This window comes from Comamonas sp., from assembly GCF_009360615.1.
Classification (GTDB): domain Bacteria; phylum Pseudomonadota; class Gammaproteobacteria; order Burkholderiales; family Burkholderiaceae_C; genus Comamonas.
Genome location: NZ_SPEY01000018.1, coordinates 98,445 through 122,395, shown reverse-complemented (window position 1 = coordinate 122,395; position 23,951 = coordinate 98,445). Strand labels below are relative to the sequence as shown.

The window sequence follows — 23,951 nt, the reverse complement described above, 5'->3', positions numbered from 1 at the left end:
AAGGCAGTCGGAGTGGAAAACAGACGGAGAGCGCGCTCTAGCGGCGCTGCAGGCCTGCGCGGCCGGCATTGCTGCGAATCAGGTTGTTGGGCGGTGAATGGATCTGGCTGCAAAGCACATTGCGCAGATGGCGCTCCAGCGGATTGCGACGCGCCAGACCGTGGTTGCCGGCCAACTCCAGAGCCAGCGTGGCGGCACGCACGGCGTTTTCCACGGCGACATGCTTGGCCACTGCCGCCAGCCCGTCGGGAGCAGAGCCCGCGTCATAGGCGCGTGCGTGGCTGTCCAGCAGGCAGTCACTGGCCTGCAGCAGCACTTCGATCTCGCCAAACTTCTCCTGCACCGTGGGCAGCGAAGCCAGGGACGCACCGCCCAGTGCACTGGGGCGCCGGTGATTGAGAAAGTCGGCCAGCCAGTCGCGTGCAGCGCGCGCCGCGCCATCGTAGACACTGGCCACCAGACTGAAATACCAGGCAATACCATGCGCCTCGCGCTGCAGGCCCTGAGCGGCCGGGCGCAGGCCCACCGCATGGTGGTCGGGCACCCAGGCCTCTTCCAGCAGCAAATCCTGGCTGACCGTGGCACGCATGCCCATGGGGTCCCAGGTCTCGACCAGACGCGAGCCCGGCGTGCCGCGCGGCAGCACAAAGCTGCCCAGGCGCGGCTTGTCCTCGTCGGTCACCGCCAGCACGCTGATCCATGCCAGCAACGGCCCGCCCGTGACATAGATCTTGTGCCCGCTGAGCTGCCAGCCCCCTTGCACACGCCGGGCCCTTGCCGCAGGCAAACCGCCATGGGAGGGCGAGCCCAGCTCAGGTTCCACCTGGGCTGCATTGAGCAGCGCAGGCCCTTGCAGACTGGCAGCAATCAGCTCGGTCGCCAGTGCCGCAGACCATTCCCCCGAACCCGCCTGCTGGGAGCGCGCTATCGCCGCATGCATGCTGTAGTGCATGGACAGAATCAGCGCCACCGCGGGATCGCCCTGGGCCACGGCGCCAACCACGGCGCGTGCCGTCGCCAGGCCCGCACCATGGCCGCCAGCCTCTTTCGCAATCGTCAGGCGCAGCAGGTCGGCATCGTGCAGCAACGCAAATTGCGGTGCGGGCGGTGCGCCGCTGCTATCGTGAGCAGCGGCCAGCACCGCCAGCTGCACGGCCAGCGCTGCGGCCCTGGCCACCAGCTCCGGTGCCTGCTGCGCGGTCACGCCAAGCGGTGCGGGGTCCCTGGCCTTGGCAGGCGAGAGATGCCCGCGCTCCATTTGCACAATTTCGCTCATGCCACGACCTCCAGGCTGTGAAGCGGCGGTGCCACAAAGCCGCCATGCGCGAGCTCGAACGCATGGGCAAAGGCGATCGTGGTGCGGTCCTCGAGATACGGACCCACGGCCTGGGCGCTGACGGGCAGCCCGTCGTCGTCCAGGCCCAGCGGAAAACTGGTCGCCGGCAAGCCGGGCAGTACGGGCAGGCCCGCCCAGTTGAAGAGCTCGCGAAACCCCAGCTGGCGCATGCCGTCGGCATACGCCACCGGAAAGCGGCGCTCCTCCTTGGGCTCCTGGTGCTGGTGCGCAAAGGCTGGCGTGGGGGCGACGGGGCTGAGCAGCACATCGAAGTGGGTGAACAGCTGCTCCCACTGATGGCGCAGGGCATGGCGGTGCTCGTTGTCCTGCAGCCAAGTCGCATGCGGCAGGCTGGGCGCTCGCAGCAAGGCCGCCTCGGCGCTGCGATCATCCGCCGCCAACTCGGCCAGGCGCTTGCGCTGGGCCGGCGACAGCGGCGGCGGATTCGCCACCGACGCGCCCAGCAGGCTGCGATAGGTGCGGTGCTGCTCCCCGAGGTCGGGGCGCAGTGCCGCCGGAAGATCGCGCCACAGCACCGGCGTCACACCCTCAGATTTCAGTCCTTTGAGTACGCGGTCTATGACGAGCTGCTCGGAAAGGCTGGGCTTGGTCCCGGGCCAGGCATCGATCACCAGTACGCGGAAATCCCTGAGCTGCCGGTGGCGCGCCGGTGGCAGTGTGAATTTCCAGCCCTTGGCCTCCAGCGGGTCAAGGTTCAGCAACAGGTCCAGTGCCAGTTCCAGATCCTGTGCGGTGCGCGCCAGCGGCCCGGCCACCGACAGATCACGTGCACTGAAGCGCCCCTGGGGCGCTCCGGCTCCGCGCATGGAGATCAGCCCATAGCTGGTCTTGTGCCCGAAGATGCCGTTGAAATGCGCGGGTATGCGTACCGAGCCACCTATGTCGGTGCCCAGCTCGAGAGCCACATAGCCTGCAGCCACGGCAGCCGCGCCGCCACCCGAAGATCCGCCCGGCGTACGCTGCAGATCCCAGGGATTGCGGCTGGTGCCGTAGATGGTGTTGTAGCTTTGCAGATCAGCCAGGGAATGCGGCACATTGCTCTTGCCGATGAGCACGGCTCCCGCCGCGCGCAGCGCAGCCACGGCCAAAGCATCCTGGCGCGCGATATTGTCCTGGAAGTCGGGGTTGCCCACGGTGGTGGCTAGGCCGGCCACGTCGAAGTTCTCCTTGACCGTGATGGGCACGCCCAGCAACGGTCTGCGCTCGCCGCGCTGCAAGGCGGCATCGGCCTGCAGCGCATCGCTGCGAGCCTGGGCCACGGCGCGCACGGGCACTGCATTGAGTTGTGCCTCATGACGCTCCATGCGCGCCAGCGCCTGCTCCAGCAGCGCCACGGCCGTGACCCGGCCGTCGGCCAGGGCCTGGGCCTGCTCGCGTGCACTGGCAAAGACCAGGGATTCAAGCCCGTCATCGGCCGGCGTGGGAAGGGACGGATTCACGGCTGTCATTTGCGGGGCTCCAGCCAGAGATCGGAGAAGTCGCCTGCCGTCAGGTCGATGCTGTTGTTGAGCCCGTGGACGCGGGTGCTGTGCACGCGCAGCGCCGATGGCACGGTGGCCAGCGGATAGACGGGCAGATCCCGTCCCACGATCTGCTGGATCTGGCGGAACTGTGCGGCACGCCGGCTGTCGTCCAACTCGACGGCCGCCTGGCGGAACAGCTCGTCGACCTGGGGATTGTTGTAATGCGAGGCATTGATCCAGATCAACGGGTTCTTGATACCGTCGGACCAGTAGATACGCTGCACCCCCACCGAGGGATCGAACAATCGACCCAGGCCGTTGATGTTCAGATCGAACTCGCGCGAGCTGTAGACGCGTTTGAGAAAAGTCGGCAGGTCGCCATCGAGGATATCCACCTTGATACCCACGCGGTTGAGTGCGGAGCGCAGGTACTCTGCCGTCTGCTTGAACTGGGCACCGGGGATATAGCTGAGCCGGACGCTGAAGCGCTGGCCGTTGGCCTGGCGCGGATAGCCCGCAGCATCGAGCAACTGGTTGGCGCGGTTCACATCGAAGCCGTACCTGAAGCTGCTGTCGTCGTAATAGCCGGCGAGCACCCTGGGAATCGGCGAGTTCACCAGCTCCGCCTGCTTGTAGTAGACGTTGTTGACGATGAACTGGCGGTCCACGGCATGGGCGATCGCATGACGCACCTCGGCTTTGGCCAGTACCGGATTCTCTACATTGAATTCAAGAAAGGACGCATTGTTGAGAAAGGCGTCATAGCTCGCGTCCAGCTTGAGCGCGGGCTTTTGCAGCAGGCGTCCGAGATCGGCCAGACTCAGGTTCTGGGCGATATCGGCCTCGCCCGTTTCCACGGCCGCAGAGATCGCCGAGGGATCGCGGACAAAACGGAAGACCACGCGATCCACATGGGGCACGCCCTGGCGCCAGTAGTTCGGATTGCGCTTGAGGATCACATGGCTGCCGCGCACCCATTGATCGAACACAAAGGGACCGGTGCCCACGGGGGCCGTGATGTTGGGACTGGCCAGCGGATCGGCATCGCCGTAACGCCGGGCCGGAACGATGGGCAGCTCTGCCGACGACAGCGACTTCAGCAGAAAAGGCGCCGGTTTGGAGAGCACCAGCACGGCCGTGTGGGGATCGGGCGTATCCACACGCTCCAGGCTCTGCAGCGTGATGCGGCCGCGCGGCCCCAGCTTTTTCTGGGTCAGCAGCGAATAGCGTACATCGGCCGAGCTGAAATCCTGGCCGTCATGGAACTTCACCCCCTGGCGCAGCTTGAACGTGTATCTGAGGCCGTCAGGGCTGATGCTCCAGGATGTGGCCAGCAACGGCTGGGGTTTGAACTGAGCGTCATAGCGCAAAAGGCCTTCGGTGATCTTGGCACTGAGATCGCGGTTGTCGGTCTTGGTGTCCAGAAACGATACCAGCGAGGTGGGTTCCTGGGCGACCACCGCTGTCACCGTGCCCCCTTTGACGGGGGTGGCCTGCGTCTGGCCATGAGCGCCCGCAGTCATCACGGACAGCAGAGCCCAGAACATGGGCTTGTAAATGGTATGCATGGGAGAGATCCGCAAGAAAGAGAAAGGACGATGCAGAACGGCGGCGCTCACAAGCGCAGACCAGCCTGCTTCATGAGCGGCAGAATGCGATCACCGAAAAATTCCAGATCGGGCTTGAAGTCGAAGAAGCTCAGTTGCAGGCCGTCAATGCCTGCACGCTTGAGTTGCACGAACTGCTCGACCACCTGCTCGGGCGTGCCGATGACTTCGATGTTTCCACCTATGGCCCGACGCTTGGGCGCATCAAGACCTGCACGCCCCTTCCAGGCATGGGCATCGCTTTTGTGGCTGTTGAAGCCCTCGGGTGTGCGCAGGTCCTGATGGGCCACGATGGCGTCGTGATAGGCCCAGGTTTCCTTCTCGGTCTCACGGCTGATCACCATGGGATTGAGCAAGGTGCGCACCGATCGCCCCGCGTTGCGCGCCACCTGCTTGACCCGCGCCGCATGGTCGGGCAGCACTTCGATGGCGCGCGCGAAGTCCGAGGCGCCAGGGCTGGTGATGAAAATCAGGTCCGAGTATCTGGCCGCGAATTCGATGCCCGCCTCCGAGCCCGTGGCATTGACCAGCACCGGCCGGCCATAGCGCGGCTTGGGACTCACAAAGCCGCCGCCCAGCCTCCAGGGCGAGCGGCCCGAGAACGAGAAATTCTCTTCATCGACCCACAGGCGCTGCACCACTTCGATGAACTCCGAAGCCAGCGCATAGCGCTGGTCATGCTCGATCTGCTCCCAGCCGAACATCTTGTGCTCCACCTCGCGATGACCCGTCACCACATTGATGCCCCAGCGCCCTCCCGAGATGTGATCCAGCGTGGCGCCCCACTTGGCCAGATGCAGGGGGTGCAGAGGTCCGTAGAGCACGTGGATGGTCGAGATCAGCATGATGCGGCTGGTGACAGAAGTCAGTGCCGCCGTCGTGGCAAACGAATCCAGCGCCTGGCCATTGAAGACTCCGCCATACCCGCCCTTGGGCAGCCATTGCGACAAGGCAAACACCAGGTCGAACCCCAGCTTCTCGGCGTGAAGCACCAGATCCCGGTTGTAGTCAAAACTCCAGTCGGTGCTGCGCGGCAAGGTCGAAGCACTCCAGCCACCGGCCTGTATGGGCAGAAACAGGCCGAGCAGAACCGGCTGATTGAAAGCCTTGGAAAGCGGGCTTTCGGAATATTCAAGAGGTGAAGGGAAATTCTCCCAATCCACGAGAGAGCCAGGTCGTAATGCAGAAGTCATAGATCAGCCATGGGGTCTTGATATGTGACGCAGATATTTCTATAGAAATGAAAATACCGAATCACAGCGCCTTCCAATAATCACATGACGACTCTGATATCCCTAGCAATAATTTCGCATTTGCATATTCAGAAATATGCCAAGCCCTTGCCCCTCAAGCAAATCCGAATACTCACGCCTATAGATTTTTCAAACATAAACAAGAATCTCAAAAATATAATCTGTACTTCTCCAATAATTCACTCATGAAATCTTTCTTATTTATTTTTCAATGATCGATATAAGAAATCAGGCTCAATAAACAGATTTCACTGAATATTTACGCCTCTATCATTCATGGATTAACACACGATTGCCCATGAGTGCCACTCCACGTTTATTACGCTCGCTTTGGTTCAATGCGAAATATGCGGTCCCCACCGTGCTGGGCGTCGCCGTATTGAACTTTCTGCTGCTGCAGCTGACGCCGGGCGATGCCGCCGATGTCATGGCCGGTGAAGCCGGCGCGGCCACGGCCGAGACCCTGGCGGCACTGCGCTCGCGCTTCGGGCTCGATCTGACGGTGCTCCAGCAGTTGCAGGCCTATCTGGGCAACCTCGCCCACCTCAGCCTGGGCTTCTCGCCGCGCTACAACATGCCGGTGATGGCTCTGATAGCTCAGCGCCTGCCAAGCACGCTGCTGCTGATGGGACTGGCCCTGTCCATCGCGCTGACGCTGGGCATCGCGCTGGGTGCAACCATGGCGTACTTCGCAGGTCGCCTGCCCGACCGCCTGCTCTCGGTGCTGTCCCTGCTGTTCTATTCGGTGCCGGGCTTCTGGATCGGGCTGATGCTGATCGTGCTGTTCTCGGTGCAGCTGGGCTGGTTGCCCAGCGGCGGATCGGCCAGCATTGGCTCGCAGCTCAGCGGTCTGGCCGCCGTGCTGGACCAGTTGCGCTACATGGTCCTGCCTGCCACCTCGCTGGCCTTGTTCTTTGTCGCCATCTATGCGCGGCTGACACGTGCGGCCATGCTGGAGGTGCAGTCCCAGGACTTTGTGCGCACCGCAGCAGCCAAGGGCCTTTCTCCCTGGCGCATCACGCTGCGCCATGTATTGCGCAACGCCCTGCTACCCGTCACGACCATGGCGGGCATGCACCTGGGCGGCATGCTTGGCGGCGCCGTGGTCGTCGAAACCGTCTACAGCTGGCCTGGCCTGGGTCGGCTCGCGTTCGAAGCCGTGCTCAGCCGTGACTTCAATGTGCTGATGGGCGTGCTGTTTCTTTCTTCCCTGCTGGTGATCGCCGCCAATGTGCTGGTCGATCTGCTGCACGCGTGGCTGGACCCGCGCATCGAGGTTCGCTGATGTCCCTGTCATCCACACCTGATCTGCTGCAGACCGCACCGAACGCGGCTACATCGGCTGCGACTGCCGCGCGCAACGAGGCCGCAGCGCCCGAGCCGGCGCCCCCCTGGCCCAATGTGCACGCACCCGATGCAGTGCGTACCACCACCAGCGAGGCCAGTGCAGGCAGCACAAGCCAGGGCCATCGAGCACTGCGCATTTTTCTGCACAACCCAACGGCCATGCTGGGCTGCGCCTTTTTGCTGGCGGTTCTGGCGCTGGCCCTGGCTGCCCCCTGGCTTTATCCCGGCGATCCGCTGGACATGGTGGCCCAGCCCTTTCTCTGGCCAGGCCAGGACTCGCAGTTTCTGCTCGGCACCGATTCCATGGGGCGTGATGTAGCGGCCGGCATTGCCCACGGCGCCCGGATTTCGCTGCTGGTAGGCATCTCGGCAACCCTGATCGGTCTGAGCCTGGGCATCGGTATCGGCTCGATCAGCGGCTATTTCGGAGGCTGGGTCGATGACGTGCTGCAGCGCGTGGTGGTGCTGTTCCAGACCATTCCCGGCTTCATCCTGCTGGTCGTTCTGGTCGCCATTGCACAACCGGCGATAGGCACGATCGTCATGGCCATAGGTCTGGTGACCTGGCCGACCGTGGCTCGCCTGGTGCGCGCCGAGTTCCGTTCGCTGCGCGAAAAGGACTTTGTGCTGGCCGCGCGTGCCCTGGGCTACTCGCATGCCCGCATCATCCTGCGCGAAATCCTTCCCAATGCCCTGCCCCCGATCATCGTCACCTCCTCGGTCATGGTGGCCTCGGCCATTCTGCTGGAATCCGCGCTGTCCTTCATGGGCATGGGCGACCCCAATGTCGTCAGTTGGGGCAGCATGATCGGCGCGGGGCGCGAGCTGCTGCGTACCGCCTGGTATCTGACCGCCGCGCCGGGCCTGGCCATAGTGTTTGCCGTGCTGGCCTTCAACCTCATCGGCGACGGCCTCAACGACGCGCTGAACCCACGTTTTTCGCAGGAGCGCTGAATGAGCGGACAGACCTTGCTCGATGTACGCGGGTTGAGCATCCGTTTCCCGCAGCATGATCCGGTGCGTGGACTGAGCTTTTACGTCAATGCTGGCGAGACCCTGGCCATCGTCGGCGAGTCGGGCTCGGGGAAATCGCTGACAGCACTGGCGCTCATGAGGCTGCTGCCGCGCGCGGCGCGTATCGCCGAGGGCGAAGTCCGTTTCAACGGCCACGATCTGTTGCAGCTGAATGAGCAATCGATGCGACGTCTGCGTGGGCGCGAGATCGGCATGATCTTTCAGGAGCCCATGACATCGCTCAACCCCGTCTACTCCGTCGGCTGGCAGATCGCCGAGGTGCTGCGCCAGCATGAGGGACTTTCCGCCAGGTCGGCGCGGCTGCGCGCCGTGGAGCTGCTGGACACCGTCCGCATCCCCGATCCCCAGCGGCGGGTGGACGACTTTCCGCATCAGCTCTCAGGTGGCATGCGCCAGCGCGTGATGATCGCCATGGCCATTGCCTGCAGCCCGCGCCTGCTGATTGCGGACGAGCCGACAACGGCCCTTGATGTGACCATCCAGGCCCAGGTGCTGGATCTGCTGGATCGCCTGCGCAAGGAACTGTCCATAGGTTTGATTTTGATCACCCATGACCTGGGCGTGGTGTCGCAATGGGCCGATCGCGTGGTCGTCATGTATGCCGGCCGCGAGGTCGAGCAGGCAAGCCCCGGCCCGCTTTTCGAGCACCCCCTGCATCCCTATACCCGGGGTCTGCTGGCTGCATCGCCGCGGCTGCAGCCCGGAGCGCATTATCAGGACGGCCCCCTGAGCGAAATTCGCGGCAGTATCGCCTCGGCCATCGGCCAGCAAGGCTGTGCCTTCGCCCCGCGCTGCCCGCACACCCAGGCCTATTGCCGCATTGCCGTGCCGCCACTGATGGATGCCGGACCAAGGCGCCTCAGTGCCTGCCCCGTCACCTTGCCTGCCGCTGCCACGCAGAACGCAAATTTTTCCTAGGATTGCCATGAGCCTGCTGAACGTCAGCGATCTTCAGACCCATTTCAAACTGCCCAAGGGCGTGCTGCGCGCCGTGGATGGCGTTTCCTTCACCGTGGAACGCGGCGAAACCGTGGGCCTGGTGGGCGAGTCGGGTTGCGGCAAATCTACCCTGGGTCGCAGCCTGCTGCGGCTCGAAAGACCGACTGCAGGGCATATCACGCTCGACGGACAGGACATCCTGCCGCTCAAGGGCGCCCAGTTGCGCGGCCTGCGCAAGCGCATGCAGATGATCTTCCAGGACCCGTTCGCCTCGCTGAATCCGCGCCACAGCATTGGCAGCATTCTCGAGACGCCGTTGCAGGTGCATGGCCTCGGTGATCGTTCCCAGCGCCGCAGGCAAGTGGAGCAGTTGCTCGACCGCGTAGGCCTGCCGCGCAGCGCCTTGAGTCGTTACCCGCATGAATTCTCGGGCGGCCAGCGCCAGCGCCTGGGCATTGCACGGGCTTTGATGCTGCAGCCAGATCTGGTGGTCTGCGACGAGCCGGTATCAGCCCTGGACCTGTCGATTCAGGCCCAGATTCTGAACCTTCTGGTCGAGATGAAACGCGAGTTCGGTCTCTCCTACCTGTTCATCTCGCACGATCTGTCCGTGGTGCAGTATTTTGCCGACCGCGTGCTAGTCATGTATCTGGGGCGCATCGTCGAGAGCGCCGATCGCCGCAGCCTTTGGAGCACTCCTCGCCACCCCTACACCCAGGCCTTGATCGATGCCGTGCCCGACCCATCCCGCCACCGGCAGGCAGCCCCGCTGAGCGGCGATCTCCCAAGTCCGCAGAACCTGCCGTCGGGCTGCCGTTTCCATCCTCGCTGCCCCAGGGCCAGCGAACTGTGCCTGAGGCAGGAGCCTGCATTGACCGATCTGGGAGGCGGCCACCAGGTCGCTTGCCACCATCCACAGACCTCTGTGATTTCCTTTCTCCACTAACCACCGATCAAAGCCATCTCCATGACCTATCGCTATCTGGGCCGCAGCGGCCTCAAAGTCTCCCGCCTCGCACTGGGCACCATGATGTTTGGAGGCCCCACCGATGAAAAAACCTCGCATGAGATCATCGCCAGGGCCAAATCCCAGGGCATCAACTTCATCGATACCGCTGATGTTTATCAAAAGGGCGTGACCGAGCAGGTTGTGGGCCGTGCCCTGGCCGCAGACCGCAACGACTGGGTTCTGGCGACCAAGTTCGGCAACCCTCTGGGCGAAGGCCCCAATCGTGCCGGCACCTCCCGCAAATGGATCATCGAATCGGTGGAAAACAGCCTGCGCCGCCTTGGCACGGACTACATTGACCTGCTGTACTTTCACCGCGCAGATTTCGATGCCCCGCTAGGCGAAGCAGTCCGCGCCATCGGCGATCTGATCCGCGCCGGCAAGCTGCGCTACTTCGGCCTGTCCAACTTCCGCGGCTGGCGCATTGCCGAGGTGGCGCACCTGGCCGATGCCGAAGGCATAGACCGGCCCATCGCCAGCCAGCCGCTCTACAACATCGTCAACCGCACGGCGGAAGCAGAGCAGTTGCCGGCGGCGGCAGCCTATGGACTGGGCGTAGTCTCCTACAGCCCTCTCGCGAGAGGGGTGCTGACCGCCAAGTACCCGAGCCTGGAGGCTGCCGATCCTGGCTCACGCGCCGCACGCAAGGACAAGCGCCTGCTGGAGACCGAGTGGCGTCCCGAATCCATCGACATCGCTGCCGAAATCAAACGGCACACCGACGCGCGCGACATCAGCACCGTCGATTTTGCTCTGGCCTGGGTGCTCAACAACCGCCTGATCACCTCTGCGATTGCCGGCCCCCGCACTCCCGAGCAGTGGGAAGGCTACATCCGCGCTCTGAACTACCAGTTCACTGCCGAGGACGAAGCCCTGGTCAACCGCCTGGTAGCTGCCGGCCATCCTTCAACACTGGGCTTCACCGACCCCGGTCACCCTGTGGAAGGCCGCATTCCCTACGTTGCCGCCGCATAAGCCGGCAGACGCCTCTGCAGGTGCCATCGTGAAACTTCTGCCCGACCCGGCTTTCACGGTGGCGTCTGCCACTCAAAGTCCGAAACAGGCCATCACCGATGAATGCATTCGTCACACCTCTGCGGCAAGCCGCGGCCGCACAGGAATCTGCAGCGCCATCCGCTCGCCCAGGCCGCACAGACATACTCTCGGGTCTGCCGCAGCTCGCCGCAGCCATTGCTCCCGGCGCGGCGCAGCGCGAGCTGCAGCGCGAAGCCCCTTTTGCGGCTTTTGATCTGCTGCGTGCTTCAGGCATAGGGGCTCTGCGCATCGGTCTCGAGCAAGGCGGCCCCGGCGGCTCCATCGCCGATGTCATCGAGGTGGTCGCCACGCTCGCAGCAGCCGATTCGAACGTGGCCCATGCACTGCGCACTCACTTCAACACGACCGAGCTGCTGCGTCTGGACCGAAGCCCTTCGCCGCTGGCACAGCGCCAGATCGGCTGGGTGCTGGAAGGCAAGCTGTTCGGTGGTGCATTCACCGAGCTGGGCACGGCACGCGCAGGTATCAGCACCTCGACACTGCGGCGCGATGGAGAACACCACCGCCTCAATGGCAAAAAATACTATGCCACCGGAACCGCCTATGCGGACTATTTCAATGTCTTTGCCGTCAACGCGCAGGAGCAGGGCGTCACGGCTGTGATACCCGTTCAACGCGAAGGCGTGCGCGTGCTCGACGACTGGGACGGCATGGGCCAGCGCCTGACGGCCAGCGGCAGCGTGGAACTGGACAATGTGCTGGTGCACGACGACGAGATCAGTCCCAGCTCCCGCGAGCAATTGCCGGGCCGCCATGCCTCGGCATTACGACAGCTGATTCTGGTGGCCACTGCAGCCGGCATAGTGCGCAACCTCTTCAGCGATGCACGACACTATGTACTGCACCTCGGGCGCCCGGCCATGCACAGTCCTGCCGAGCGTTCGTGCGATGATCATTTTGTGCAGGCGGTGGTGGGAGAGCTGGCCGCAGCCAGCTATGCCATAGACCAGTTGGTGGCAGAAAACGCCCGCCAGCTTGACCTGGGTGCCGAGGCACTGCTGGTGGAGCATGAGGACACCGAGAACATCGTGCTGCAGGGCGCACTGGCTACGGCCAAGACGCAGCTCGTCGTCAGCCGCCTGGCTCTCAACGCCGCCGAGCGGATGTTCGAGGTTGGAGGAGCCTCGGCCACCTCCCGCAAACTGAATCTGGACAGGCACTGGCGCAATCTGCGCACCATCTTCAGCCACAACCCCTTGCTGCACAAGTCACGGGTCGTTGGCGACTACGAGCTCAATGGCACACGCACCCATCTGCAAGAGGGTCGCGTCTTCTAGAGCGGCACACACGCGCAGCCGGCCTCAGGCAGAGCAGGTATCCGACTCTCTCGGGAAGTTGCCCCAAAAGCACCGGTGGTCCGTCAAACGGTTCCGCAGCAGTGCTGCCCAACGCAGGCGCGGGCAGAACGCTAGGAGATCACAGTCCAAACCGGAGCATGTCCGCTGGCACCGGATCTGCCTTGTTGCAAGCGCGCAGGTTCGTGCAGGTTTCATGGCAAAGATCGAAGGCTATTCGCTACATGCCAGTCAAAACAGCAACTGTGTCTCGTTTCCTCTTCGCCGTTCTGGCCACCGCCGGAGCTTCCGACCTCGCCAAGGCAGCGTGCAGATCCATGGCCGTCTCGACACCTCGTTCGAGCACCAGAAGGTCGGAGCCAACAGCCTGACCAGACTGTTCAACAACCACTCGCGCTTTGGCTTTGTGGGCAGTGAAGACCTGGGCGGCATCCTCAGGGCTGCTTTCAGCTCGAATCCGGCCTTGAGGCCGAGACACCGGTGCCGTCACAGGCAGCGCCGGCGCACCGGCCTTTCAGCGCCAGAGCGAAGTCACCCCCTCGGGCTGCCTGGGCAGGCTGCGCCTGGGCCGGACTGACGGTGGAAGCCCAGGCATCGCTGCACCAAAAGACGGCTGGCACCGTGCAGCAAGAAGAACGGCCATGACCTCTATGCCAACCGGGAACGCGGCCCGCTGGCCCTGGGCGCAGGCTTTACCCAGCTGGGTGACGACAGGCAGTTCGCCCTGCGCGGCCACTGCATCTGGAACGCGCCGCAGATCGGTGCCTACCACCAGCGCTCGGACAACGGTTCGGGCTCGCTGTGCAGCCATGGCGGTGCCGACTGCGGCAGCCCCGATGCGGCACGCGTGACTGCGGTCTACCGGGCCGGCGCTTCGGAAGTCGCCCCGGGCTACGGCTACGGCTGCGCCGACCGCTGGAGCCATGTGCCCGGCAGCAGCGCACGCCAGTGGATTCTCGGCTACAACCACCACCTGGGCAAACGCACCAAGCTCTACGCGGCCTACACGCGCATCGACAACGGATCCGGCGTGGCCTATGGCTATAACTTCAAGGGTGGCGTGGGCTATGGGCAGGATGCCAGCAGCCTGAGCATCGGTCTGCGCCATGCGTTCTAGATCTCTGCTTGAGCGGCGGGCGCGTGCCATGTTGCTGGCGGGCATGGTGCGCACCCTGCTTCCTCAAAAAATGAGCTGATCGTGCTTTCTGTGATTGGGCCAGAGGCTGATTTGGGCTGAAGATCCTGTTTCAGATTGCTTCTGCCGCTGGCTTGTTGGGGCGACATGTCTTGGGCAAGGGCAGACATGCAACCGCAAACTCCGCTGAGACTTACGCAAACAAGAATGCAAAAAAGGGCCTGCCTGCAGAAGCAGTCGTCTTGCCTGAACCTGCTCTGCGCAAGCCGTGCCCAGAACAGAAAAAGCCCGCCAACCCATCGGCCGGCGGGCTTTCGCAGTCAAGTGACTCAACGGCCTTACTCGGCAACCTCCGCAGCGGTCTCCGCGCGCACATCGAATTCCACCTTCCAGCGCTCGCTTCCGCCCACGGGCACGGCATTGAGTTCCAGGGTGCCGATATCGGTCACGCGCGCCTCCAGGGTCACGGGCACCACCTCGCCGGCCGCACGGCCGGCGGCGGGCAGATTCAGCTCGATCTCCTGCAGCTCCACCAGCTCTTCGGGCGACCAGAAGTCCAGCATGGCGCCGACCTGATCGGTGCGGCGCACGGACGAGCCGAAGAAGCGCAGACGCACGGGCTCGCCCACGACCAGGCCGAACTCTTCGTCAGGCAGCGCGACTTCCGTGCCCTCTTCCATGCCGAACGGTGCCAGGCACAGGGCGGACAGGGGCGGCTCCATGCCGGGGATGGCGGGCATATTGCTCTCCACGCCCACGTAGTAGGACTGGGCCGTGCCGCCGCGAATGCGCACGCCGCGGCCGCTGGTGGCGATATGGCCGTAATAGGCCGCACCGCGCGCCACGGCCAGATCGAGGTTGGCACCGTCCAGCAGACGCGCAGGCTCACAGGCCTCGTCGTCCAGCCAGCCGTTGATGACTTCCAGAATGCGCTGCTCGATCTGCGGCGCCTTGAGCACGCCACCGTTGAACAGAATGGCCGTGGGATGCAGAAAGGTGGAGCCGTCGATCTGATCGCCGTTCAGGCCCTCGATCTCGGCCAGCGCATGAACCTGACGGCTCAGAAAGGCTGCCAGATGGCGCGTGACCGCGGCATCCTGCGCATAGGGCAGGCCCAGTTGCGTGAGTGCGCCGCGCGCACGGGTCTTGGGCTTGTCGCTGACGGCCACCTTGGGGAAAAAACCTTCGACCAGCATGGCCAGTACTTCGTCCCTGGTGACTTCGGTGCGGATGCTTCCGCCGATGAGCTTGCTGCCCCGGCTGGGCACGACCACGGGCACGGCCTGCAGGCTTGCGTCGGCCAGCAATTGCTCCTTGGCAGCGCGGCAGCCATGGGCCAGCGCGCGGGTTTGCCAGGCATCCAGTTGCTTGCCCTCGGTCGCCAGCTTGCGTGCCACACCATAGGCCAGGGCCAGGTCCATGTTGTCGCCACCCAGCAGAATGTGTTCGCCCACGGCAATGCGCTGCAGCTCCAGATTGCCTTCGCGCTCCAGCACCGCGATCAGCGACAGGTCGGTGGTGCCGCCGCCCACGTCCACGACGAGGATGATGTCGCCATGCCTGACCTGCTTGCGCCATTGGCCGCCGCTGGCCTGGATCCAGCTGTACAGCGCGGCCTGGGGCTCTTCGAGCAGCGTTAGTCTGGCAAAGCCTGCGGCCTTGCAGGCCTCGGCCGTCAGCTCGCGTGCGGCGGGGTCGAACGATGCCGGGATGGTGACGGTAATGTCCTGCTGCTCGAACGGGGCCTCGGGATGGGCCTGCTCCCAGGCGCGGCGCAGATGTTCGAGATAGCGGGTGGAAGCGGTCAGCGGCGAGATGCGGCTGACTTCCTCCGGGGCATCGGCGGGCAGAATGCCGGCGCGGCGATCGACGCCGGGGTGGCAGAGCCAGCTCTTGGCGCTGCTCACCAGACGGATGGGCGTGGCCGCGCCACGGCTGCGGGCGAATTCGCCGGTGATGAAATCGACTGGCGCACCGGGCAAGCTGCGCTCGGCCTCGGTCAGCTCGCTCTGGTGCGGCAGATAGAGAAAGGACGGCAGCAGGGGCCTGGCCTCGACACTGCCGGGAGCCGTGAGCTGGGGGATGTCCAGCACGCCCTGCACCACCTTCTCGCCATCGCTGGCGGTCTTGTTCACATAGGACAGCGCGCAGTGCGTGGTGCCCAGATCGATGCCGATGCTGAACCGAGCGCCGGCAGATGGAACATCGACCTGTGCAGCAGCGCCTTGCGGCTGAGCGCCAGCAGCCACGGGCGCGGCCTGGGGGGCCGCACCGGATGCGGCGATGGAGGCAAACATGTTCATGGTTTACAGCTCCACTTCGGCCTGGGCGATGACCTTGGCGGCCTGGCTGTCGATGAGCTGAGGCAGCTTGACCTGCGTCACCAGCCAGCCACGGTGGGACAGCGTGCCGGTGAACGGTGCATGACCGACCACATTGCCTGTCAGGCGCACGGCAGCGGCGTCAAAGCCGGCCAGCAATGTGATGCGCGAACCTTCGGCTTCGCTGCGCACGGGGGAGAGCGTGAAATGCTCGCGCAGCACCTTTCGACAGCCTTCGTGCACCACGCGCGCGGCAGCGCCGATTTCGGCATCGGTGTAGGGGGAGACATCCTCCTGGATGAAGTCCACAAAGCGGGCCTCGCGCTGCATCAGGCCCAGCAGTTGCAGGGCGGCGCTGTCGGTGGCGACCAGTTTCTCCACCTCGACGGTTTTCTCGACCGGGACCTCGACGCGTTTCTCGACGGTCTTCTCCACGATTTTCTCGACCGGCACTTCGACGCGGACTTCGACGATCTTCTCGACCGGCACTTCCACGCGCACTTCCCTGGGCGCGACGTCGGCGGCAAAGGCCTCACCGGCGCGCAGGCGGCTCACGTCGGCGGCAAGGCGACCGTTACCGAGAATGGCAAAGAAGCTGCCGATCGCGATGGCGATGCGGCTCAGGAATGAGGGGGGAGTATTGGCAGTCATGGAGTCTGTCTCAAAACGGGTTCACGCACGCACAGTCATTGTGTGGCGCCCTTGTGGGCGGCGCTGCGCGAACCGAAAACGGAGCCGGACCAGGCGGCAGCGGCACGGCCGGCCCTGGCGAGGCAAGGCGGTATGCGCCGCAAACCATGCGCGCGGGCCTGTGCAACAGGCGCAGATATTACCCAAAAAGCCCTGTCGGCCTTCCCGCTATGGCTTTGCCGCAAATGCAGCCGCATCGGCCCCATGCTGTCGGGTCATACGCCACAGGCATGACCTTCTTCCGTTTCATCGTTATGAAGCCGCCGCTATTTGCCGGATAGTTGATGCAGGATCTTGACAGACAGGCTGCTCAGGCAACGGGTCCTGCCGGTTCATGGGTTGCAGGCAATGCGCGGCACCATGAACGCCCGAACAACAACTGCATTGCGTTTTCGATACGCCCACTTTCCGAGGAGACTTCCCCATGCGCCCGATGACCGCGAACATAACGCTGGCATGTACCGCCCTTGTAGCCGCCATGACCGCCTTCGGCGCCCAGGCCCAGACCGCCTCCGGCGGCACCCTGGAGAAGCTGCAGAAAACCGGCAAGGTGGTCATCGGCGTGCGCGAAAGCTCGGCCCCCATGGCCTACGCCATCGGCGCCAACCACCGCTTCACCGGCTACCACGTGGAGCTGTGCGAGAAGGTTCTTGCCCAGATCGCGCCCAGCGCCAAGATCGAGTACATGGCCATCACTGCACAGAACACCATGCCTCTGGTACAGAACGGCACGGTGGATCTGGGCTGCGGCCCCACGACCAACAATCTCAGCCGCCAGAAGCAGGTCGCCTTTGCCGTCACCACCTATGTCAGCCAGGTGCGCATGGCCGTGCGCGCGGACTCGCCCGTGACCTCGTTCAAGCAACTCGACGGCAAGACCGTGGCAGCCTCGGCCGGCACCACCGCCGTGCAGCTGCTGCGCAAGTACAGCCATGAGAACAATGTGAAGCTGCCGACCCAGCTGGGCAAGGACCATTTCGAGAGCTTTCTGATGCTGGAGTCCGGCCGCGCAGACGCCTTCGTGCTCGACGACAACCTGCTGGCCGGCGTGATCGCCAACTCCAAGGACCCCAAGGGCTACAAGATCGTGGGCGAGGCGCTGGGTTCGGAGCCCATCGCGCTGCTGATGCGCAAGGACGATCCCGGCTTCAAGAAGGCCGTGGACGATGCCCTGGTGCGCATGATGAAGTCCGGCGAAGTGGCAAAGATCTACGACAAATGGTTTATGCAGCCCATTCCGCCCAAGGAGATGCCGCTGAACCTGCCCATGAGCGAGACGCTCAAGCAGCTGCTGCAAGCGCCCAACGACAAGCCGCTGGAAGCCTACAACAGCTGAAGCAACCACCGGCCTGCGCCTGGAGTCATGCTTTATTGATAGCTGACTGCGTATACTGATAAAGCACTTCAGACATTTTCATGCCTGAATTCCTTGAAGGAGCTGCGCTGGCAGCTCCTTTTTTATTACAGCGGTGCAGAGGAAGCGAACTCCTGCGCGACCTGCTTGAGCCAGCCCTGGAAGGCCTGCAGCGGCGGATAGGCCGAGCGGCTGGTCGGCCAGGCCAGGTAGTAGCGTTCGGCGCTTTGCACCTCGGGCAGCTGCGGCAGGGCCTGGACCAGATCGCCGGCCTGCAGCTCGCGCAGGATCAGAAACTTGGGCAGCAGCGCCACGCCCACGCCGGCAATCGCCGCCTGCGCTGCCGTGGCGAACTGATCGAACAGCATGCCCTGCATATCACCGCCCTGGCAGCCCTGGCTGCCGAACCAGCGCTGCCAGGCGTCGGGACGCGACGCCAGATGCAGCAGCGGCGCACGCAGCAGGTCCTGGGGCCGGGCAAAACCATGGCGGGCCGCCACCTCGGGGCTGCAGGCCGGCACCACGGTCTCGCTCATCAGAAACTCCAGCTCCGCGCCCGGCCAGTTCGGCAGCCCGAAATGAATGGCGGCATCCACGGCTTCGAGCTGGAAATCGAACTGCGACAGCCGCGTGGTCAGATTGATGGTGATGCCTGGATGGGCACTGAAGAACTGCGGCAGCCGCGGCGCCAGCCAGCGCGTGCCGAAGGTCGGCAGGATGGCCAGGTTCAGGCTGCCGCCTTGGGGATTGGTGCGAAAGCCCAGCGTGGCATTGGAGATGCGCGCCAGGGCGGCGCGAATCTCCTGCGCGTAGACCTGACCCGCAGCGCTCAGGCGAACGGTCTGGCGCTCGCGCACGAACAGCTCGGTGCCCAGGCGCTCCTCCAGCGCGCGGATCTGTCGGCTGACGGCACTTTGCGTGAGATGCAGCTCGGCGGCCGCCGCGGTAAAGCTCTGGTGCCGCGCCGAGGCCTCGAACGCGCAAAGCAGGGACATGGGGGGCAGAAAGCGACGGGATAGCTGCATGGAGGGAACCGGTGAGTGTGGGGCTGCTAGCAGGTTCATTCCGTTTAGGTATGACCTGGAGGCAGGATTATCGTTTGACCAAAGTCATGACGACGCACAACATCCTGCATATTCCTGCGGCCACGCCAGCGGCGTGACCATCCCACGAACCCAAGACTCTTCTGTTTCGTCATGAGTGCCACGCCCCACGCCTCTTCCACAGCTGCCCGATTTGTCTCCTCCAACGAGATCCGCACGCGCTTCTCGCGTGCCATGTCCGAGATGTACCGCAAGGAAGTGCCGCAGTACGGAACGCTGATCGACCTGGTGGCCGATGTCAACGCACTGGCGCTGCAGGCCGACCCGGATCTGCGCCAGCGCATGAGCAAAAGCGGCGAGCTTGAGCGCCTGGATGTGGAGCGCCATGGCGCCATCCGCGTGGGCACGGCCGAGGAACTGGCCACGCTGCGCCGCCTGTTTGCCGTGATGGGCATGGAGCCCGTGGGCTATTACGACCTCTCGGTGGCCGGCGTTCCCGTGCACTCCACGGCCTTTCGCCCCGTGCACGACGAGGCGCTGCTGGCCAACCCGTTTCGCGTCTTCACCTCGCTGCTGCGTCTGGAGCTGATCGCCGATGAGGCGCTGCGCGCGCAGGCCGCCGAGATCCTCCAGCGCCGCCGCATCTTCACGCCGCGCGCACTGGAGCTCATCGCCCAGGCCGAGCGTGACGGCGGCCTGGACAGCGGCGATGCCGACGCCTTTGTGCAGCAGGCCCTGGAGACCTTCCGCTGGCACAGCGACGCCACCGTGGATGCCGCGACCTACAACGCCCTGCAGAAAGCCCACCGCCTGGTGGCCGATGTGGTGTGCTTCAAGGGACCCCACATCAACCATCTGACGCCGCGCACGCTGGACATCGACCTGGCCCAGGCCGATATGCCCGCGCGCGGCATGGATGCCAAGGACGTGGTCGAAGGCCCGCCGCAGCGCGCCTGCCCGATCCTGCTGCGCCAGACCAGCTTCAAGGCGCTCAAGGAGGCCGTGCGCTTTACCGATGCCGACGCCAACGCGGACAATGCCGGCGCCCATACCGCCCGCTTTGGCGAGATCGAGCAGCGCGGCGTCGCGCTGACACGCAAGGGCCGCGCTCTGTACGACGAGCTGCTGGGTCTGGTGCGCGGCATAGACAGCGCGGGCAGCGCCGCGCCCGACTATGCACACCGCCTGCAACAGGTCTTCACGCAGTTTCCCGACACCCACGAGGAACTTCGCCGCCAGGGTCTGGCCTTCTACCGCTACAGCCTGACCGAACATGCTCAGGCTCAGTTGCCCCAGGACGCTGCCGAGGCAGATCTGGAAGCGCTGATCGGCAAGGGACTGGTGCAGGCCGAGCCGATCACCTATGAGGATTTCCTGCCCGTGAGCGCGGCCGGCATCTTCCAGTCCAACCTCGGCGGCGAGGAGCAAAAGCAATACCAGGCCCATGCCGCGCAGCAGGTCTTCGAGAGCGCACTGGGCGCACGCGTGCATGACGAAATCGCCTTGTACGAGGCCAGCGAGCAACAATCCAGGGCCCAGGTTCTCGGGCTGCTGTCGGGAGCTGCGGCATGAGTCAGGACAGCGCACTGGCACCCTTTGCCGCCGTGTTTGCCGAGCCTGCGGGATCGCCGATACGCGAGCTGTTTCCCTATCTTTCTCGCCCCGGCATGATCTCGCTGGCCGGCGGCTATCCATCGCCCAGCCTCTTCGATGCCGAGGGCCTGGCCCAGGCCGCCGCACAGGCCATGACACAGGGTCCGGGCGCGCTGCAATATGGCGCCACCGAAGGCCTGAGCGAACTGCGTGAGGCCCTGGCGCAGCAGGCGCGCGAGCGCGGCATGCAGGCGACGGCCGCCGACATCCTCGTGACCACCGGATCGCAGCAGGCCTTTGACCTGCTGGTGCGCGTACTCGTCGAGCCCGGCGACACGGTGCTGGTCGAGGTGCCCGCCTATCCGGCCACGCTGCAGGCCCTGCGTCTGGCGCAGGCCCGCATCCTGCCCATTCCCATGGACGAGCAAGGCCTGCAGACAGAAGCCCTGGCCGATCTGCTGGCCGCACTGCCCGCCGACCAGCGCCCCAAGCTGCTCTATACCGTGCCGAACTTCTCCAACCCGCGCGGCACGCTGCTGGCGGCCGAACGCCGCGAGGCTCTGGTGCAACTGGCCAGGCAGCACGGCTTCTGGGTGGTCGAGGACGACCCCTATGGCGAGCTGCGCTTCGACGAGCCAGGCGACGTCACCCAGGCCATGCCTGGCACCGTGCGCGCCGCGGGCGAGCGCCTGACCGAGCCCGGCTCCAACCCCGTCATCTATCTGTCCAGCCTGTCCAAGACCGTTGCGCCCGCGCTGCGCGTGGGCTGGATGCTGGCCGACGCACCGCTGCTGCGCCGCTGCACGGTGGCCAAGCAGACAGCCGACCTGTGCACCTCGCCGCTGACGCAGTCGGTCGCCGCCTGCTATCTGGTCAGCGGGCGCTACCCGGCCACCGTGCAGCGCGCGCGCCAGGAATACCAGCGACGCATGCAGGCCCTGGTCCAGGGCTTGAACGCGTCACCGGACAGCGGCATACGCTGCTCGCGCCCCGCAGGCGGCATGTTCGTCTGGGCCGAGCTGGACCGCCAGATCGATCCGCAAAAGCTCTTCGAAGCCGCCGTGGCCCAGGGCGTAATTTATGTGCCAGGCAAGGCCTTCTATCCGGACGCCCCCGACCTGCACACGCTGCGCATGTCGTTTGCCGCGCCCGAAGTGCCGCAGATCGCGCAGGCCGTGGAGCGTCTGTGCCAGGCCGCAGCGCAAAGCCGCTGAGATAGAGCCCCCTGTGCTGCTTCGCGTCTTCCCCCTCTCCGGCTTCGCCGGAGGGGCACGGCACCGACGCTGCGGGGCGGCCCTTGCGCGGTGCCCGGCCATGCACAGTGCCATGAAATAACGGACAAGCAGGGGGTCATCAGCACCCGCCCGGGGCGCGCGGCATAATTGCCGCTTCCTTCATGCCCCACACCATGGCCTGCCTGCACCTGTCCACCGCTGCCCGCCTGCGCCGCTCTGCCCTTGCTGCAGAGCTGCCCGCGCGTGCCTGCGTGCTGCGTGCGCTGCACACCCGCCGCCATGGCATTCCCACCGCATTCGTGAGCCTGAGCGGTGTCACGGCCATGCTTTCCGCCGCCGTGCGGAAGGCTTGAAGCACACAGCTCACATCCTCCGCACGGCCTTCCAGAACAGCATTTCCCTGGTGCATGGGAGAGGTACGTCCACGCCTTCGCGGCCCTGTACTGCCACGCGCACCGCATCTTGCTCAAAGGACGATCCGGAGGTCAGCCATGGACATGGAACTCACTCAAAATTTCTTGCGCGGCAAAAATCCCTGTGCCATGGGTTACCGCTGGTTTGTGCGCAACAACCTGGCCGGCGGGGACTACCAGGCTGCCATGGACACCCAGGTGGCCGCAGGCCGTGTGGAAGATGCACGCTGGCTGCTGGAGAACTTCGGCTCCACCAACAGCGTGCTGGAGCTCGAGCATCTGGAGGCCGACCACTTCGTCTATGCCGGCACGCTGATCGTGCACGGCGATGTGCGCGTCACCGGCCAGCTGCTGGTAGGCCGCAGCCTGCAGGCAGGCGGCGGCATACGCGCGGGCAAGCTCGAAGCAGGCGAAGAGATTCAATGCGGCGGTGCCATCTTTGCCGGTGAACTGCTGCAGGCCGGCGGCAGCATCAAGGCGGCCTGGAGCGTGGAGGTGCAAGGCGAGGTACGCGCCGAAGACCTGCGCTGCGGCTGGGAGCTACGCAGCGGCAGCCATGTAAAGCTCAAAGGCAATGCCCATATCGGCCAGGAAGTCCAGGTGCAAGGCGATATGCACTGCGGCAAGGGCCTGAAAGCAGGCGGCGCCATCGAGGTACAGGGCCTGCTCGATGTAGGCCACGGCATTGCCGGCAACGACGGCATTCTGTGCGGCAACCATATTCAGGCCGGCTGGGGCATCAAGGCTCAGGGCGATATCCGCGCGGCCTGCAGCATCCGCAGCGGTGAGACCCTGCAGGCCGATGGCGAGATCGCGGCCGGCCCGGGCTATGGCGTGTTTGCCGGCATGAATGTACAGATGCAGGCCTGGCCCGACTGCGCCTGGGTGCGTGCGCTCAAAAAGCCCGAGGCACTGATCAGCGGCTTCTGGGAAGGCCGGCCGGCCTTCGCCTAGACGCTGGCCGGGTTACCGGGCAAACAGGCAAAATAGCCGTTTTGACCCAAGGCCAGCGCCCGGCGCCCGCCTGTTGATAAGAGAGTCTGCCCCGTGTTTACCGGCATCATTCAGGCCGTGGCAAAGATTGCCGCGCTGCGCGACCAGGACGGCTTGCGCACCTTCATCATGGAGTTTCCCGAAGGCTTCTGCCAGGATCTGGCCATTGGCGCCAGCGTCTCGCATGACGGCGTCTGCCTGACGGTGACCGAAAACCTCTCGCCCACCAGCGCCAGCTTTGATGTGATGCTGCAAAGCCTGAACATCACCACGCTGGGCAGCTGCAAGGCCGGCGACACGCTCAATGTGGAGCGCGCCGCCAAGGACGGTGCCGAGATTGGCGGCCACCCGCTGTCGGGCCATGTGGACTTCATGGCGCCGCTGCTGGAGGTGATGCAGACCGAGACCAATCACAAGATCCGCTTCGGCATTCCCGAGGCCTTTCGCCCCTATGTGTTTGCCAAGGGCTATATCGCCGTCAACGGCGCCAGCCTGACGGTGGCGGAGGTGAACCGCAAGGAGGGCTGGTTCGAGGTCTGGCTGATTCCCGAAACCCTGCGCATGACGGTGTTCGGCGACAAGAAGGTCGGCGATCTGGTCAATATCGAGATCGAGCGCAGCACCCAGGTGGTGGTCGATACCGTGCGCGAAACCGTGGAAGCCAGCCTGGGCCGGCTCAAGCCCGTGCTCGAAGCCCTGCTGCAGGAAAAAGGACTGAGCCTTGACGACTTCGTGGACGTGCCACAACTGCCCAGACAATAGCCCTGGCCAAGGGATAAGCGCCGGAACATCTTCCGGCGCCTGTCCATCCGT

18 protein-coding genes and 1 pseudogene are annotated in these 23,951 nt (G+C 64.6%); 12 read left to right on the top strand and 7 right to left on the bottom strand.

Annotated elements, in window-relative coordinates:
• Positions 1 to 37: 37 nt before the first annotated feature.
• From E2583_RS05250 to E2583_RS05235, 4 genes are read right to left on the bottom strand one after another with little or no spacing between them, the layout of a single operon-like run.
• Positions 38 to 1,276 carry an acyl-CoA dehydrogenase family protein gene (locus E2583_RS05250; RefSeq protein WP_291593750.1) on the bottom strand — a complete coding sequence of 413 codons (1,239 nt, stop codon included), beginning with the start codon at positions 1,274 to 1,276 and terminating at the stop codon, positions 38 to 40.
• Entirely contained in the window at positions 1,273 to 2,805 is a 1,533-nt protein-coding gene (locus E2583_RS05245; RefSeq protein ID WP_051962108.1) for an amidase, read from the bottom strand. The genes E2583_RS05250 and E2583_RS05245 overlap by 4 nt, the downstream gene beginning before the upstream one ends.
• Positions 2,802 to 4,388, bottom strand: a complete 1,587-nt coding sequence (locus E2583_RS05240) for an ABC transporter substrate-binding protein (protein WP_291593747.1) — start codon at positions 4,386 to 4,388, stop codon at positions 2,802 to 2,804. The genes E2583_RS05245 and E2583_RS05240 overlap by 4 nt, the downstream gene beginning before the upstream one ends.
• 47 nt (positions 4,389 to 4,435) lie before the next feature.
• Complete coding sequence (locus E2583_RS05235; protein WP_291593745.1) at positions 4,436 to 5,620, bottom strand: LLM class flavin-dependent oxidoreductase; 1,185 nt, start codon at positions 5,618 to 5,620, stop codon at positions 4,436 to 4,438.
• Positions 5,621 to 5,978: 358 nt separating this feature from the next.
• On the opposite strand from E2583_RS05235, the gene E2583_RS05230 reads away from it, so the two are divergent.
• The 6 genes and pseudogenes from E2583_RS05230 to E2583_RS05200 all read left to right on the top strand — a co-directional run bounded on the left by E2583_RS05230 (position 5,979) and on the right by E2583_RS05200 (position 13,478).
• The gene (locus tag E2583_RS05230; RefSeq protein ID WP_291593743.1) at positions 5,979 to 6,965 is read left to right on the top strand and encodes an ABC transporter permease; all 987 of its coding nucleotides are present in this window, start codon (positions 5,979 to 5,981) and stop codon (positions 6,963 to 6,965) included.
• Positions 6,965 to 7,981, top strand: a complete 1,017-nt coding sequence (locus E2583_RS05225) for an ABC transporter permease (RefSeq protein WP_003058889.1) — start codon at positions 6,965 to 6,967, stop codon at positions 7,979 to 7,981. Before E2583_RS05230 ends, E2583_RS05225 begins: the two co-directional genes overlap by 1 nt.
• Positions 7,982 to 9,851, top strand: a pseudogene (locus tag E2583_RS24655) (dipeptide ABC transporter ATP-binding protein); the annotation flags it as partial.
• 117 nt (positions 9,852 to 9,968) lie between these two features.
• A complete protein-coding gene (locus E2583_RS05210) occupies positions 9,969 to 10,985 on the top strand; it encodes an aldo/keto reductase (RefSeq protein ID WP_291593738.1) in 1,017 nt (338 codons plus the stop codon).
• A gap of 98 nt (positions 10,986 to 11,083) precedes the next feature.
• The gene (locus E2583_RS05205; protein ID WP_291593736.1) at positions 11,084 to 12,343 is read left to right on the top strand and encodes an acyl-CoA dehydrogenase family protein; all 1,260 of its coding nucleotides are present in this window, start codon (positions 11,084 to 11,086) and stop codon (positions 12,341 to 12,343) included.
• Between the two features lie 631 nt (positions 12,344 to 12,974).
• Entirely contained in the window at positions 12,975 to 13,478 is a 504-nt protein-coding gene (locus E2583_RS05200) for a porin (RefSeq protein WP_367158582.1), read from the top strand.
• Between the two features lie 356 nt (positions 13,479 to 13,834).
• Here the strand turns inward: E2583_RS05200 and E2583_RS05195 are convergent, their stop codons facing one another.
• Both E2583_RS05195 and E2583_RS05190 read right to left on the bottom strand, forming a co-directional pair.
• Entirely contained in the window at positions 13,835 to 15,799 is a 1,965-nt protein-coding gene (locus E2583_RS05195; RefSeq protein WP_291593734.1) for an Hsp70 family protein, read from the bottom strand.
• Between the two features lie 3 nt (positions 15,800 to 15,802).
• Positions 15,803 to 16,468: a DUF2760 domain-containing protein gene (locus tag E2583_RS05190; protein ID WP_291593733.1), complete on the bottom strand. Its 666-nt coding sequence runs from the start codon at positions 16,466 to 16,468 to the stop codon at positions 15,803 to 15,805.
• Between the two features lie 463 nt (positions 16,469 to 16,931).
• On the opposite strand from E2583_RS05190, the gene E2583_RS05185 reads away from it, so the two are divergent.
• Positions 16,932 to 17,843 carry a transporter substrate-binding domain-containing protein gene (locus E2583_RS05185; protein ID WP_291593732.1) on the top strand — a complete coding sequence of 304 codons (912 nt, stop codon included), beginning with the start codon at positions 16,932 to 16,934 and terminating at the stop codon, positions 17,841 to 17,843.
• A 125-nt stretch (positions 17,844 to 17,968) separates the two neighbouring features.
• On the opposite strand, the gene E2583_RS05180 is transcribed toward E2583_RS05185, so the two are convergent.
• The gene (locus E2583_RS05180; RefSeq protein WP_291593731.1) at positions 17,969 to 18,886 is read right to left on the bottom strand and encodes a LysR family transcriptional regulator; all 918 of its coding nucleotides are present in this window, start codon (positions 18,884 to 18,886) and stop codon (positions 17,969 to 17,971) included.
• Between the two features lie 171 nt (positions 18,887 to 19,057).
• On the opposite strand from E2583_RS05180, the gene E2583_RS05175 reads away from it, so the two are divergent.
• The 5 genes from E2583_RS05175 (at position 19,058) to E2583_RS05155 (ending at position 23,900) form a co-directional block, all read left to right on the top strand.
• The gene (locus E2583_RS05175; protein ID WP_291593729.1) at positions 19,058 to 20,476 is read left to right on the top strand and encodes a VOC family protein; all 1,419 of its coding nucleotides are present in this window, start codon (positions 19,058 to 19,060) and stop codon (positions 20,474 to 20,476) included.
• A complete protein-coding gene (locus E2583_RS05170; protein WP_291593727.1) occupies positions 20,473 to 21,711 on the top strand; it encodes a PLP-dependent aminotransferase family protein in 1,239 nt (412 codons plus the stop codon). Before E2583_RS05175 ends, E2583_RS05170 begins: the two co-directional genes overlap by 4 nt.
• Positions 21,712 to 21,905: 194 nt before the next feature.
• On the top strand, positions 21,906 to 22,085 hold the full coding sequence (locus E2583_RS05165; protein ID WP_179625489.1) for a hypothetical protein: 180 nt from the start codon (positions 21,906 to 21,908) through the stop codon (positions 22,083 to 22,085).
• 144 nt (positions 22,086 to 22,229) lie between these two features.
• A complete protein-coding gene (locus E2583_RS05160) occupies positions 22,230 to 23,099 on the top strand; it encodes a hypothetical protein (protein ID WP_291593724.1) in 870 nt (289 codons plus the stop codon).
• A gap of 93 nt (positions 23,100 to 23,192) precedes the next feature.
• The gene (locus tag E2583_RS05155; protein WP_003058924.1) at positions 23,193 to 23,900 is read left to right on the top strand and encodes a riboflavin synthase; all 708 of its coding nucleotides are present in this window, start codon (positions 23,193 to 23,195) and stop codon (positions 23,898 to 23,900) included.
• The last annotated feature ends 51 nt before the right edge of the window (positions 23,901 to 23,951 follow it).